General features: G+C 40.5%; 12 protein-coding genes and 1 pseudogene. 9 read left to right on the top strand and 4 right to left on the bottom strand.

The genetic code is table 11. The features are described from left to right. Nucleotides 1-160: 160 nt before the first annotated feature. A complete protein-coding gene (locus tag ABN702_RS14510) occupies nt 161-445 on the bottom strand; it encodes a four-helix bundle copper-binding protein (protein WP_417900922.1) in 285 nt (94 codons plus the stop codon). Nucleotides 446-1,067: 622 nt separating this feature from the next. On the opposite strand from ABN702_RS14510, the gene ABN702_RS14505 reads away from it, so the two are divergent. The 6 genes from ABN702_RS14505 (at nt 1,068) to ABN702_RS14480 (ending at nt 8,048) form a co-directional block, all read left to right on the top strand. Beyond that, entirely contained in the window at nt 1,068-1,865 is a 798-nt protein-coding gene (locus tag ABN702_RS14505; RefSeq protein WP_417897517.1) for a sulfite exporter TauE/SafE family protein, read from the top strand. 654 nt (nt 1,866-2,519) lie between these two features. After that, the gene (locus ABN702_RS14500; protein WP_417897516.1) at nt 2,520-3,437 is read left to right on the top strand and encodes a DUF2628 domain-containing protein; all 918 of its coding nucleotides are present in this window, start codon (nt 2,520-2,522) and stop codon (nt 3,435-3,437) included. A gap of 149 nt (nt 3,438-3,586) precedes the next feature. Further along, nucleotides 3,587-4,369 (top strand): type II CAAX prenyl endopeptidase Rce1 family protein, encoded by a 783-nt coding sequence (locus ABN702_RS14495; RefSeq protein WP_417897515.1) that lies wholly within the window; start codon nt 3,587-3,589, stop codon nt 4,367-4,369. A 131-nt stretch (nt 4,370-4,500) separates the two neighbouring features. Then, nucleotides 4,501-5,256, top strand: a complete 756-nt coding sequence (locus tag ABN702_RS14490) for a DeoR/GlpR family DNA-binding transcription regulator (RefSeq protein WP_417897514.1) — start codon at nt 4,501-4,503, stop codon at nt 5,254-5,256. Beyond that, the gene (pfkB, locus tag ABN702_RS14485; RefSeq protein WP_417897513.1) at nt 5,253-6,164 is read left to right on the top strand and encodes a 1-phosphofructokinase; all 912 of its coding nucleotides are present in this window, start codon (nt 5,253-5,255) and stop codon (nt 6,162-6,164) included. Before ABN702_RS14490 ends, pfkB begins: the two co-directional genes overlap by 4 nt. A gap of 15 nt (nt 6,165-6,179) precedes the next feature. Next, nucleotides 6,180-8,048: a PTS fructose transporter subunit IIABC gene (locus ABN702_RS14480; RefSeq protein WP_417900921.1), complete on the top strand. Its 1,869-nt coding sequence runs from the start codon at nt 6,180-6,182 to the stop codon at nt 8,046-8,048. Between the two features lie 51 nt (nt 8,049-8,099). On the opposite strand, the gene ABN702_RS14475 is transcribed toward ABN702_RS14480, so the two are convergent. Continuing rightward, a complete protein-coding gene (locus ABN702_RS14475; RefSeq protein WP_417897512.1) occupies nt 8,100-8,735 on the bottom strand; it encodes a histidine kinase in 636 nt (211 codons plus the stop codon). A 149-nt stretch (nt 8,736-8,884) separates the two neighbouring features. Between ABN702_RS14475 and ABN702_RS14470 the strand changes: the two genes are divergently transcribed. From ABN702_RS14470 to ABN702_RS14460, 3 genes and pseudogenes are all read left to right on the top strand, one after another. Continuing rightward, nucleotides 8,885-9,325: a ferritin-like domain-containing protein gene (locus tag ABN702_RS14470; RefSeq protein ID WP_417900920.1), complete on the top strand. Its 441-nt coding sequence runs from the start codon at nt 8,885-8,887 to the stop codon at nt 9,323-9,325. 145 nt (nt 9,326-9,470) lie between these two features. Next, nucleotides 9,471-10,592 (top strand): annotated as a pseudogene (locus ABN702_RS14465) (threonine aldolase family protein). 10 nt (nt 10,593-10,602) lie between these two features. Next, nucleotides 10,603-11,724 (top strand): DUF418 domain-containing protein, encoded by a 1,122-nt coding sequence (locus ABN702_RS14460; RefSeq protein WP_417897511.1) that lies wholly within the window; start codon nt 10,603-10,605, stop codon nt 11,722-11,724. A 167-nt stretch (nt 11,725-11,891) separates the two neighbouring features. On the opposite strand, the gene ABN702_RS14455 is transcribed toward ABN702_RS14460, so the two are convergent. Together ABN702_RS14455 and ABN702_RS14450 are read right to left on the bottom strand one after the other, a co-directional pair. Then, complete coding sequence (locus tag ABN702_RS14455; RefSeq protein ID WP_417897510.1) at nt 11,892-13,067, bottom strand: chromate transporter; 1,176 nt, start codon at nt 13,065-13,067, stop codon at nt 11,892-11,894. Then, entirely contained in the window at nt 13,064-13,384 is a 321-nt protein-coding gene (locus ABN702_RS14450) for a PadR family transcriptional regulator (RefSeq protein ID WP_417897509.1), read from the bottom strand. Before ABN702_RS14450 ends, ABN702_RS14455 begins: the two co-directional genes overlap by 4 nt. Nucleotides 13,385-13,574: the final 190 nt, after the last annotated feature.

Here is a 13,574-nt window from a genome sequence, read left to right as displayed (position 1 = left end):
AATAAATATAGAGTATATGGAAAATATCGAGAAAGTTTGCAGATTTACTGAATGTAACAAAAAAATATTCTCTTGGATTCGATGTATGTATTATAGGGGGTGTTATTTGAAAATACAAAATAAAAACACGCCTAAATCCGGCGTGTCTTAAAGATGAAAATTATGCAGTAATCATTCTTCTGCAAGCTTCAGCACATCGAAAACATGCATCTGCACACATTTGGCAATGTTCGTGGCTATGCTTATTGCATTCTTCCCCACAGGCTGCACATATTTCGGCACATAATCTGCAGATTTCTTCTTTGAAAGGGCTGTCTGATTGAATGGCTTTTGCCGCAAGACTACAAGTATCAGCACATACACGGTCTAGTCGGATACAATTAGCCATCATCTTCACATCTTCCTCATTTAAACAAGCATCAAAACAAATATTACAGGCTTCCATACAGGCCAAGCAGGCGTCCAAACATTCTTGATATTCATTTTTAATTAACAATGGAAAAACTCCTTTCAAGATTTATTAAACATTAATGGTGTACCCAGCCAGTTAACTTCCTAATACTTAAAAATAAAAATCCTTATAATCTGCACAGTATTGTAAAACTACAGCATACATGACCCACCATTACTTGCATAAGTATGTCAGAGGGGAGGGGGAAGCGATGCATGTATTTTAAAGGTATATTCTATTAACATTGATTATGGTGATAGTGATAATTCTAGTACTATCAAGAATACTGAAGAAACAGTTGCCTTCCATGGCGGGAATGGTTTTATCCATGACTTATCCAATGACCATAAGTTTAATAGTTGGATTGACATTTGGCTTGATGTACCAAGGTGACATATTCAGTTCCACAATAATTGCTGTCAGTAAAAACAATGGAAAGTAGTCATCATCATTTAACGGGAGCTTTGCATTTACACGCTCTTGGAAATAGTCAAAATGAGATTCGTTTCACCCCTCTTGAAGCAGGAGATCTTGAATTTTAACGGTTCCAGGTCATAGGGAAGCTGGGATGGTAGGAAAGTAATAGTTACAAATAAATGAATAAGTGAGTTCCTTCATGAAATCTGCACATTTTTATCTTACAATTAAGATAAAAAAGAGTATGAAATGGTGTGGTTTAATGTACGAAATGATGAATGGGATTACAAACTCCATTACAGTCCCACTTTCTAATGTTGCAAGTTCATTTAGAGAGGTTACACTTTTATATGCCTTTTTGTTAGGTATTGTGGGATCGATGGTTCCTTGCCAATTGACTGGGAATATTGGGGCACTAACCCTTTTCGGAAAAAAGTCGCTTGATAAACAAGTCGCTTGGGGGGATGTCATATTATTCACTTTAGGTAAAATTGTTGCCTTTACATCTCTTGGGCTTCTAATTTGGTTATTTGGTCGAGAAATTCAGTCTTCACTGATCCTTTATTTTCCATGGATACGGAAATTGATTGGACCGCTGTTGATTGTGGTAGGGCTATTTTTATTAGGATATTTAAAAATGAATTGGTACCTCCCTATGCTTAATATTGCTGGTGAAAATATTAAGTCAAGAATATGGGGACCTTTCTTGTTGGGCTTCAGTTTTTCCTTAGGATTTTGTCCGACCATGTTCGTCCTATTCTTTTTAAGCCTTATACCGGTTGCATTAACAGAATCATATGGCATGGTTCTTCCTTCCGTATTAGCGATAGGAACTACGGTGCCAATATTCATATTTATGTTTCTGATATGGTTTTTCGAAGCTTATGGCATGGTGATGAAGAAAGGAAAACGAGTGGGAAGTACTATCCAGAAAGTTGCAGGTGCCTTTTTAGTTGTTTTAGGGATATTGGATACTTTAACTTATTGGACCATTTAAAGATTAAGTTTATGGTTTATTTATGATTTAGTAGAAATAATTTATAAATCGTAATGACTAGGATTGGCGGCAGTGTGGTTTATACCTCTCGCAATATTATATTTAGGACAGGTCAAATGTTGAAAAAAGATGTAGACTTTGAGTCACTAGCTCTTCTCCATTCCAAGATGATCAAGAGGAATGCTATGGGAGGCTACGTAATTACAACAAGCTCTTTTTTAAAATTGCGAAAGCATATGTCAAAGGATTAAATATTGAACTACAGTATCAATCAATTAACCAAAAGAGCCCGGTAACTGCCTGGCTCTTAAAAGTATTTCTATTTTCAATATAAAGAAGAAGCATAGAATTCGTCATCGGTAATCACATAGTTGTGAACTTATTCAAGTACAGAGTTTAACTCCGGTGTGAGAGAGGCCTGTGAGTACGCGCAAACAGAAATCAGATTTTCATTTACAACAAAATCATCAGCATCGGATTCATATTCTATGAGCATCGTTGCATCGGGAACATTAGAAGCCCACTTGCGTAAAAATATGCCTGTTACTATGAAAAAGAAGGGAATTAAAAGTGGTTTGTAGAAATATGTAAAAATATGAATTTTCATGTAATAAATTCATCAAAGCCCTAACATTTGTAGAAAGGGGAATAAGGATGTATTGTTCAAAATGTGGAGCAAAACAAGTTATAGATTCAAAGTTTTGCCCAAGTTGTGGAGCACCGATAAGTAATCCATCGCAAGAGGATATCTATCAGAGTGATTTGCGAAATGATGTAACTTCAGAAAAGACAGCCAAGACGGATGCGCTAAGAGCCTATGTTGGGAAAAATGCCGACTATTATTTCAACAAGTGGCAGATTGAAACGGGGGAAGTGAAGAAGGATAGCTGGAATTGGGCGGCATTCTTTTTGGGTTTTTTCTGGCTGGGATACAGGAAAATGTACTCAGTACTTTTTGCGCTAGTGGCAGTCTACTTGGTGACGGATGTCATTTTATATGCAATAGATATCGATAGTACGCTGATAAACAGTGGTATTGGAATGGGTACTTCCATTGTCCTCGGATTAATGGGTAATTATTTCTACTACTTACAAGCAGAAAAATCTATAATGAAAAACTCTCACCAGGGCATCTATCTAAAGGATAAAATAGCTAGAGCTGGTGGAAGGAGCCCACTTGGTCTTTTCTTTTCCATTTTCATGATGATAATTTACATAGTCATATCTGCTTTTATATTAGATCCGGCATTAGCCACTCCGGAAATGGAAGTGATTGAATTCGGTTATAGTGAAATGGACGGGGAAATCGATGATCCATCTTCAGAATTTCAGGAATATGATGAAATTTACTATTCCTTCTATTTTCCAAGTCAAGAAGGTGGTCCTTATAAAGTGGTGATTGAAAAGCTGGAGGGCACTGAATCCCTTTATGATCAATGGGATGATGAAGTACCACCTGACTGGCCGGGTGTAGTAGGGAGCATGTACTCGCCTGAAGAAGAAGGCGGCTATATAATGAAAATCATCCAGGATAATGAAGTGGTGGCAAAAGGGGAATTTAGTGTTGAATAGCTGACATATTAAATTGTTCAAGACCTAAGGATGCTAGTTAATTAGCGTCCTGTTATTTTGGTCGAAGAGGATAACACCTAGTTCATATAGAATATATAACTTGTAAAATTTTCTAAAAAAGTCATGTTCGAAGGGAATTGTATCAAAGTATGAAGAAAAATTGGTTTTTGGTTATCCTGGGATTTATTATTTTGAGTGCTTACTTCCAACTGATACCGATACTTGTACCATTGGATGGTGTTTTCTGGGTAGGATTTGCCTTGCTGTTTTTTGTATTAGCGCATTTCGTGGCAAAACTTACAAGTTTAGATGGGATAAAAAGCTTTGGATATCGGTTTCATCAAGGATGGTCTAAAAACTTATTTACAGGATTTCTAATCGGCTTCTTTGCTTGGGGTATTCTTTATGGGGTTTCCTATATGTTAGGTAGATTTGAAATTACCGGATTCGTGGAACCCACTGCAATGATATGGCTGCTGGTCCAAGCTTCTATTGGAATGTTTTTGGGTTCGACCATTAATGATGCTATTTGTAGAGGATACATATTTGCACATTTAAAATCTTCCTTTCCTGTCTGGGGAATAGTAATCATCTCCACGATTATTTATGCACTCGACGATAGCTGGTATGAAGGGATCAGCCTTCACAATTTTACATTCTCTGTTATTCTCGGTTTATCACTTTCCCTGGCTTTTGCCAAAACGCACTCCATCTGGTTTACAACCGGTATCCATTGGGGCTTGAATATGATGTATAGCTTAGTATACGGCCTGCCGGGAAGCGGTGAAAAGGGTGGGATATTTATTCTAAAGGGTGTGAAGGATGGATGGATATTTGAAGTACTGTCTTTGATTGTTCCAGCTATTATGTTCTTGTCACTGATGGTGTATTTTAATAAAGGTGATGCAAAAGAGAAGAGACTAGATATCTAGTTTCTTTTTTTGCTCATTTTTGAACGTTATTGAAAGTTATTGAAAGTTAATGAATGTTTTTGATTGATTTTTGAAAGGGCTTGCATTAAAATGAGGGTACTTACTTAAGTCCTATAAAAAAGGTGATGTTCATGTTAACTCCAGAGAGACAACAGAAAATTATAGATTTGGTACTACAGAATGAAATAGTGAAATTACAGGAATTAGTTGATATAACAGGCGCTTCGGAGTCAACCATTCGTCGCGATCTTAGCCAGCTGGAAGAGGAAAACAAATTAAAACGCGTGCATGGCGGTGCAGCAAAGCTTCATCAAAAAGGAGAGGAACCGAGCATTCTGGAGAAATCCTCGATAAACCTGGATGCCAAAACGATCATTGCCAGTGCTGCGGCAGGGCTTGTAAAGGATGGGGATTGCATTTTTCTTGATGCAGGTACCACCACCTACCAGATGATTCCGTTCCTTTCGGGCAAAAGGATCACTGTTGTGACCAATGGTTTTGCCCATATCCAAGCACTGATGGATAAAGGTATTTCCACTTACATTGTTGGTGGTTTTATGAAAAACAAAACGGGGGCCATCATCGGAAGAAAAGCGACTGAAAGCTTGGAAGCCTACAATTTTGACAAAGCGTTCATTGGAGCAAACGGCGTTCATCTAAAGAGCGGCTATACAACACCGGATCCGGAAGAGGCGGCTGTGAAGAGCCTTGCGATGAGGCTGGCACAAGAGGCATATGTACTGGCAGATGAATCAAAAATCAATGAAGTGACCTTTTCAAAAGTCGGGGCATTAAAAGAAGCGGTTATTATCACCAATCACATGGATCCAGACTTGATTCCAGCATTTGAAGAAAAAACGACGATTATGGTGGTGACCAACAAATGATTTATACCATAACTTTAAACCCTTCCATTGATTACGTGATGGAAGTTGCGGATTTCAAGGAAGGATCAGTCAATCGCGCCGAACACACCATGTATTACCCCGGTGGAAAAGGCATTAATGTCTCGAGGGTGCTGAAGCGGATGGGTGCTGATACAACAGTACTTGGATTTACAGCAGGATTTACCGGCACTTTTATAAAAGAGAAATTAATAGAGGAGCAGGTCGCGGTAAAACTGATTGAGGTGGAGGGAACCTCGCGCATCAATGTGAAATTGAAGGCAGGGACGGAAACAGAAATCAATGGAACAGGACCAATTGTTGATGAAGGAGCAGCAGCCCGTCTTATCAGCCAATTGGATGCCTTGCAACCTGCAGATTTTGTTGTGATAGCCGGAAGCCTTCCTGGTACGGTGCCTCCTACGATTTATCAAACTATTGTAGAAAAGTGCAACAAGCATGAAGCCAATGTAGTGATAGATACTGGTGGTGCTTTGTTGAAGGATCTGCTCGTTGAACGGCCTTTTCTTATAAAGCCGAATCACCACGAATTGGGAGACCTTTTTGGCGTAACCATTCAGACGAAGGAAGAAGTTGTGGAATATGCCAGAAAAATTCATGACCAAGGTGTGCAGAATATCATCGTCTCGATGGCAGGGGAAGGCGCCCTTCTTTATTCCAGCGAAGGGGTTTATATTGCAAAAGCTCCAAAAGGGAACGTGAAAAATTCGGTTGGAGCAGGGGATTCCCTGGTTGCAGGATTCCTGGCAGGCTACGAAAAATATGCCAATATAGAGGAAGCACTGAGATATGGAATTGCTTCAGGAAGCGCAACGGCATTTTCCCATGACCTTTGCCAGAAGGAAGAAGTGGAAAAATTATTAAAGCAAGTAGAGATAGATAAATTATAGAAAGGGGAGTTCATGATGAAAATTACTGATTTATTGACAAAACAAACGATTTCCCTGCGACTGAAGGGAAGCTCCAAGGAAAGTGTCATTCGTGAGTTGGTGGATACGCTAGACCAGGCGGGCAAGCTTTCGGATAAAAAGGGATATGAAGAAGCGATCCTGGCCCGGGAAGCACAAAGTACAACAGGAATAGGGGAGGGCATTGCCATTCCCCATGCAAAAACAAAAGCGGTTAAAACTCCCGCAATTGCATTCGGTGTTTCAGATGCAGGAATCGACTATGAGTCGCTGGACGGTCAACCAAGTCACCTGTTCTTTATGATAGCTGCAAGTGAAGGTGCAAACAATGCCCATTTGGAAACACTATCACGTCTTTCTTCCATGCTGATGGATACCGATTTTCGTGCTGGGCTTTTGAGTGCTGCATCGAAAGAAGAGGTTATCAGTTTAATAGATGATAAAGAAAAAGAATTGTTCAAAGAGGAAGAAGAGGTTGAAACAACCGAAACTAAAGGGATGATTCTCGCTGTTACAGCATGTCCAACCGGAATTGCCCACACCTATATGGCAGCGGACGCCTTAAAACAGAAGGCGAAAGAACTCGGATTGAACGTGAAGGTGGAAACAAACGGGTCAAGCGGTGTGAAAAATGAACTGACAAAAGAAGATATTGAATCTGCAACAGGAATTATTGTTGCGGCAGATAAGCATGTCGACATGGAGCGGTTCCATGGCAAGAAAATCATCCAGGTTCCTGTTGCACAGGCAATCCGCAAGCCGGGAGAGCTGCTCACAAAAGCGAGCAGAGGGGAAGGAACAACTTATTCCGGAACAGGAAAAGCGGAGTCAGGTTCTGAAGAGAAGAGGGGGCGCTCCGGATTCTATAAGCATCTGATGAACGGGGTCTCCAACATGCTACCGTTTGTTGTGGGTGGAGGTATCTTGATTGCCATCTCATTCATGTTCGGGATTGAAGCGGCGAATCCGGATGATCCGAGCTATCATTGGTTTGCAGAAGCACTTTCCACAATTGGCGGAGGAAACGCCTTTGGATTGATGATTCCTGTATTGGCAGGTTTTATCGCGATGAGTATTGCTGACAGACCAGGTCTTGCTGCCGGTATGGTAGGGGGACTGATGGCTTCGACCGGTGGGGCAGGCTTCCTCGGTGGTATCATCGCCGGATTCTTGGCAGGTTACATTATCCTTGGTTTGAAAAAAGCATTGAATGTCCTGCCTTCATCTTTGGAAGGAATCAAGCCTGTGCTGCTGTATCCTTTATTCGGGATTTTCTTTACCGGAATGGTCATGCTTCAGGTGGTTGCTCCATTAAAGGCTTTCAATGAAGGTCTGACATCATGGTTAGGCGGATTGGGCTCAGGAAATCTAATCTTCCTGGGGCTGCTTTTGGGTGCAATGATGGCCATTGATATGGGAGGACCTATCAATAAAGCGGCATTTACATTCGGAATTGCGATGATTGACGCAGGTAATTATGCGCCGCATGCTGCGATCATGGCAGCGGGAATGGTACCGCCACTTGGATTGGCAATTTCGACTACCCTATTCAAAAATAAATTCAACAAGCAGGAACGTGAAACAGGAAAAACATGTTATGTAATGGGAGCGACCTTCATTACGGAGGGAGCAATTCCATTTGCTGCAGCTGACCCGATGAGAGTCATCCCTTCTGTTGTGGTTGGTTCAGCGATTGCTGGTGCATTGACGATGCTATTCGGTATCGGCTTGCCTGCCCCTCATGGCGGAATATTTGTCATCCCGATCATTACGGGGAGTATTCTACTTTACATTTTGGCTATATTAATTGGTGCATTTGTAACCGCTGTGATGGTTGGATTATTGAAAAAGAAAGCAACCGTCTAATCAATGAAAGACCGTCCAGAACATATGGGACGGTCTTTTCCATCAACAAAATTAACCAACAACCATGTCGTCGCCTTCCACTATACCGTCCTTCACCTTCAGTACAGTATGATCCTCGTTTTTTGTGATGACGAAGAAGCCGTTTAGGAAGTCGGTGGATGCTTCTTTGTAAAATACCCCATTGCGTGCATCGGGAAGTTTGGAGTCAAAGACAAGCTCGTAATCCGCCGATTTTTTCACAAGTTGTGCTTTTATTCCTCGATCGTAGTCGACTCCTTGCACCACTGCTTCGCGTCCGACTTCCACTACATGAATGTCGATGCCCTCGACAATTTGAAATATCTCGTTAATTAAGGAATTCTTCATCATCATTTCGAATTTGGATTGTACAGGCTGCCCTAAAATAATCTGGGTGATCCCCTTTTTATTGGAAACCTCTGCGACTATGGAAGAAACCTTTTTCCCCTGGGCGGACTCTACAAGCATGGTGGCTTGATACTTTGCTGCGATGGTCTGAAAAAGCTGTTTGGTGCGAATATGATTCAAATCCAGTTCATCTTTTTCCACAGAGCATACATAGAGTACGTAGCAGTCCCCGCCAAATGCGTCAGCAATGATTTTACCCCTCTGGACCAATTTTTCCACGTTACTGGGATTACTTACACAAACCAATATGTTCTCTTTCATTCTTTCACCTCTCCAAGTATAAATATATTTATTTCTACCATTATACTAAAAATGGTAGAAAATGTTGAATAGCCAAAAATAAAAAGGAATGAATGTACTTCCCTTTCATAAAATGAGAAGAGTATAACATTTTGAAGGGAATGAAGGAGTTGTACAACTACTATTATCCTTATTACACAAGGGCCCAACAGGATGAGAGCCTGATCAATAACATTGCTAAAGCCATAAATGGGGAATACAGTGCGGTCCAGTGTTATGAACAGCTTGCTAAGGAGGCGCCTTCAGGCCAGGTCAGAGATCAGATTTCGGAAATAAGAAATGATGAGATCAGGCATCTGAATGCGTTCTCTCAAATCTATCAATCTTTGACAGGCAAGCAGTCAACTCCACAAATCAGCGAGGAATGCCCGGATGATTTCAAGGAGGGAATACTGGCTGCTTTCAAAGATGAACAGGAAACAGTGGATTTCTATTTGGATATTGCAGATTCCACGCAAAATCCTTATATAAGAAGAGTGTTTAAAAGGGCAGCTGCGGATGAACAGAATCATGCCGTCTGGTTTTTGTATTATATGATGGAAAATAGATGAAAAATGGACAGTCCCTCGACTGTCCCATTTTTTTGTGTAAAGAAAATCTAAAACAGTTGGCATAAATAAAAGGATTATCTATATTTTAAACGAATTAAAGGACAGAGTTGATTTTATCAAGCATACAATTGAGGTGCAGAAAACATTGAAGAAAGATGGAGAATTAATAGAAATATTCAAACAGACCAAATATCAAGTAGCAGGGCATGGTCCAAGGAACATTCAACTATTGAAAGAAGCCTTGGCCAATGTCGATGGACAGCAGGAAAGTGATATATATGGGAAAGGGAAGATTATCGAAGATTTTCAAGAGAAGATGGCGACGTATTTAGGGAAAGAAGATGCAGTGTTCTTCCCGAGCGGAACCATGGCACAGCAGATTGCATTGAGGATATGGTGTGACAAAATAGGAATAAAAAAAGTTGCCTATCATCCACTAAGTCATTTGGAAATTCATGAAGAGGATGGGTTGAAGGAATTGCATCAGATACAGACCATTCTGTTGGCAGATCCGAAAAGGTTGATACATTTCGATGATGTCATCAATATGGAAGAGGAAGTGGCATGTTTATTGTTGGAATTGCCTCAACGGGAAATTGGCGGACAGCTGCCGGATTATGAAACGCTTGAATCCATCTCTGGATATTGCCGCGAAAAAGGGATTAAATTGCACTTGGACGGTGCTCGGCTTGTTGAAATTCTTCCTTTTTATAAGAAAACGGCAGCTGAACTATGCAACCTTTTTGATAGTGTGTATGTTTCTTTTTACAAAGGCATTGGCGGAGTTGCAGGTGCGATTCTTGCTGGGGATTCACCATTTGTAGAAGAGTCGAAAAAATGGAAAAGACGATATGGCGGGGATTTGATAAGCCTATATCCTTATATAATCAGTGCTGACTATTATTTTAATAAGAGGCTGGATAAAATGGGGTAGTATTATGAGGAAGCGAAAGAACTGGCTGAGCTTTATAACGGTTGCAAAGGAATAACGACAAAGCCTCTTGTACCTGTCTCTAATATGTTCCACGTCAATTTCCATGTTCCAAAAGAGAAGCTTGAACCTATTCTAATAGCCATTTATAAAGAAACCGGAATCGGTTTATCCAGCTATATAAGGGAAACAAGCGAGGAAGCATGCTATTATGAGGTTAGCGTCGGGGATAGATATGCAGCTGTACCAAATGAGGAATTACGAAAAGCGTTCCATTTGCTTGATGAGAGTTTGCGTAAACAGCTATTTAAAGTAAATCAAAATAATATATCATAAGGAAAAATTAATGAATAGTATCTCAATCGTCAACAAAAGAAAATTAACACCAGACTTAGCACGAGGTTTTATGTTGTTGTTTATTGCGTTGGCTCATGCCAATCAATTTATATTTTCAAATGAACAAAAAATTACTTTAACCGACCAGTTGACCGTATTTTTCAGGCAAGTTTTCATTGATGGACGTGCCTTCCCTTTATTTGCCATACTATTTGGATATGGTCTCCATCAAGTATTTAAAGGCCAAGAGAGAAAAGGGACCACTTGGAAGGATACGAAGAAAATTTTCAAACGTAGAGGAGCTTGGATGTTAGTGATAGGCTTTTTCCATGCAACTCTTTTCTTCGCGGATATTATCGGGGTATATGGATTTATCGCGCTCCTTTTTGCAAGTTTATTTCTTCGATTTTCCAATAGAAAAATCATTATAATAACCGTGTTTTTTCTTGTCTTGGTGGGAGTGTTTGCTCCGTTCATGCCTAGAGGTTTTGATGCCTTAAACATGGAGGTCACTACTTCGGCTACAATTGAAGATCCTATTGAGGCATCCATTACTCGAATGTTTGATTGGTTGTTCTACACACCTGTGCTTAGTTATCAAGTAATCCCAGGGGTTCTAATTGGTATATTACTGGCGCGTTTTCAGGTGATAGATAACCCTAAGAGACATAAGAAGGCCCTTATCACGGTTGCTACACTGGGACTATTACTATCTTCAGCTGGCGGTATTCCGATGGCCCTAATGTCGTCTTTGTTTTGGACAAGTTACAATGATGTATTGGAAGCAACTGCAAAATCACTTCATACAATCACAGGTTATGCAGGTGGTGTTGGATGGACGGCGCTGTTTGGATTGCTAGTCATAAAGGTCGAAGGGAAGATTGGCAGCATTACAAAGGCGATTGTTGCCCTTGGACAACGATCACTGAGTTTCTATCTATTTCAGTCCATTCTGTTTGTTCTCATATTAGCTCCATATGCAGGTGGTCTTGGTGGGCATATTAATCAATTTTGGAGTGATTTGATTGCGGTTTTTGTTTGGATTTTTTCAATTATAGTTGCTAATTTTATGCATCAAAGGTCTATAAGAGGACCATTTGAAACTTTCTTAAGGAAAAAGTCAGCAATTTAATAATATGGAGTAAAAATTTTGTTTTCCTTTTTTTATATGACACATAGTAAAATGCTCGGAGATTATTCTCCAAGCATTTTTTGTGTGCCAATATAATGCCAATTTCCACAACTGATAAGAGTTTTCACTTCAAAGAAGAACCAAGTATGAGCTATGAGTTAAGTCCGTTACACTAGTGTCATCAAAGTCCCGCCAATCGCTCCTGTCACCACGATGACCCAGGGTGGAAGCTTCCAATAAACAAGCATGAAAAACAAAATGGCAGCAAATGCAAAATCAATGGGAACAAGGATGGAGCTCGTCCAGATAGGGAAGTAAAAGGCTGATATCAGTATTCCGACAACAGCCGCATTTACACCCATCAAGGCTGCCTTAACCTTCACATTGCGACGGAGAGAATCCCAGAATGGAAGGGTTCCTAAAATGAGCAGGAATGCCGGAAGAAAAATGGCGAAGGTTGCTAAAAATCCGCCTTTCCACCCATCGATAACTGCTCCGATATATGCGGCAAATGTAAACAAGGGACCTGGTACTGCCTGAGCAGCCCCGTAGCCGGCAAGGAATGCCTCTTCACTGATCCAGCCTGTTGGAACAAATTCTCTTTCCAATAATGGAAGGACTACATGGCCTCCACCAAATACAAGTGATCCGGAACGGTAAAAGCTGTCAAACATGGCGATCCAATTTAAGGAGGTAGCCTCTCTTAGAATAGGAAGTAACACCAATAGACCGAAAAATAAGGCTAAACATACAACAGCGAAACTTTTGGAGATAGGAAATTTTATTCTATCCGAATCACTTACTGCGTGCTGTTTGAATAATAGAAATCCAATTAATGCAGCTATAAGGATGACAGCAACTTGAGAATAGGCTGTTTGCCATAATAGGGTTCCTACCAGCGCAAAAAGCGCAATGGCTTTACGCTGGAAATCTGGAGTCAGATTCTTTGCCATCCCCATAATTGCATGTGCAACGACTGCAACTGCGACGATCTTCAACCCGTGAATCCAGCCCGCACTGCCAATATCCATGGTATTCAGTAACAGTGCAAAGATGATCAATGCCAATACCGAAGGCAAGGTGAAGCCGATAAAGGAAACAATGCCTCCAAGGACCCCAGCCCTTATCACGCCAATCCCTATTCCGACCTGACTGCTTGCAGGTCCTGGCAGAAACTGACAGAGTGCCACCAGGTCTGCATAGCTTTTTTCATCCATCCATTTTCTGCGACGGATGTATTCAGTATGAAAATAACCTAAATGTGCCACCGGACCACCAAAGGAGGTCAGTCCCAATCTTGTGGATACAATAAGTATTTCGAGCAACGACTTTAATTTGTTCATGTTTCATCACCTTCTTTGATTTCTTTGAATAGCTCATATGCTTTGTTTCTTGCTTCATGAAGAATGAGATTTCCTTTTTCGGTGGTGGTATAATACTTTCTGATTTTGCCTTCCACCTTTTGTTCCTCTTTTACTAATAGACCATCCGACTCCATCGTATGAAGAATGGGATAAAGTGTCCCGGCACTAATGTTATATCCATGTTCCCTTAACTCCTCCAGCATCCATAATCCGAAAATGGGATGTTCTTTCGCATGATGGAGTATGTGAATTTGAATAAATCCAAGGAATAGCTTGCGTAGCACTTTCTCTTCCAAGTTTTCGCCTCCCACAGCATGTTGGACTTCGATATCGAACTTCGATATTGGAAATCGATATGTTGATACTAACATACAATAAATACTTGCCCAACCCTTTCTAATTAAATTTACAAAAGCTTAACCTTTTATCAAAAGTGTGCAAAAATTTGACCAATTAAACGATTTAAGCTATGATGAACCTAACATA

Source organism: Bacillus haimaensis (genome assembly GCF_048270625.1).
Classification (GTDB): Bacteria; Bacillota; Bacilli; order Bacillales; family Bacillaceae_I; genus Sutcliffiella_A; species Sutcliffiella_A haimaensis.
This window is presented reverse-complemented; position numbering and strand designations above follow the sequence as displayed.

Bases quoted from the DNA above. Each gene is read 5' to 3' on its own strand.
- ABN702_RS14510 (WP_417900922.1), bottom strand. From the start codon at position 445: ATGGAAGCCTGTAATATTTGTTTTGATGCTTGTTTAAATGAGGAAGAT.
- ABN702_RS14455 (WP_417897510.1), bottom strand. From the start codon at position 13,067: ATGAACAAATTAAAGTCGTTGCTCGAAATACTTATTGTATCCACAAGA.
- pfkB (WP_417897513.1), top strand. From the start codon at position 5,253: ATGATTTATACCATAACTTTAAACCCTTCCATTGATTACGTGATGGAA.
- ABN702_RS14500 (WP_417897516.1), top strand. From the start codon at position 2,520: ATGTATTGTTCAAAATGTGGAGCAAAACAAGTTATAGATTCAAAGTTT.
- ABN702_RS14480 (WP_417900921.1), top strand. From the start codon at position 6,180: ATGAAAATTACTGATTTATTGACAAAACAAACGATTTCCCTGCGACTG.
- ABN702_RS14490 (WP_417897514.1), top strand. From the start codon at position 4,501: ATGTTAACTCCAGAGAGACAACAGAAAATTATAGATTTGGTACTACAG.
- ABN702_RS14475 (WP_417897512.1), bottom strand. From the start codon at position 8,735: ATGAAAGAGAACATATTGGTTTGTGTAAGTAATCCCAGTAACGTGGAA.
- ABN702_RS14495 (WP_417897515.1), top strand. From the start codon at position 3,587: ATGAAGAAAAATTGGTTTTTGGTTATCCTGGGATTTATTATTTTGAGT.
- ABN702_RS14460 (WP_417897511.1), top strand. From the start codon at position 10,603: ATGAATAGTATCTCAATCGTCAACAAAAGAAAATTAACACCAGACTTA.
- ABN702_RS14505 (WP_417897517.1), top strand. From the start codon at position 1,068: ATGAAATCTGCACATTTTTATCTTACAATTAAGATAAAAAAGAGTATG.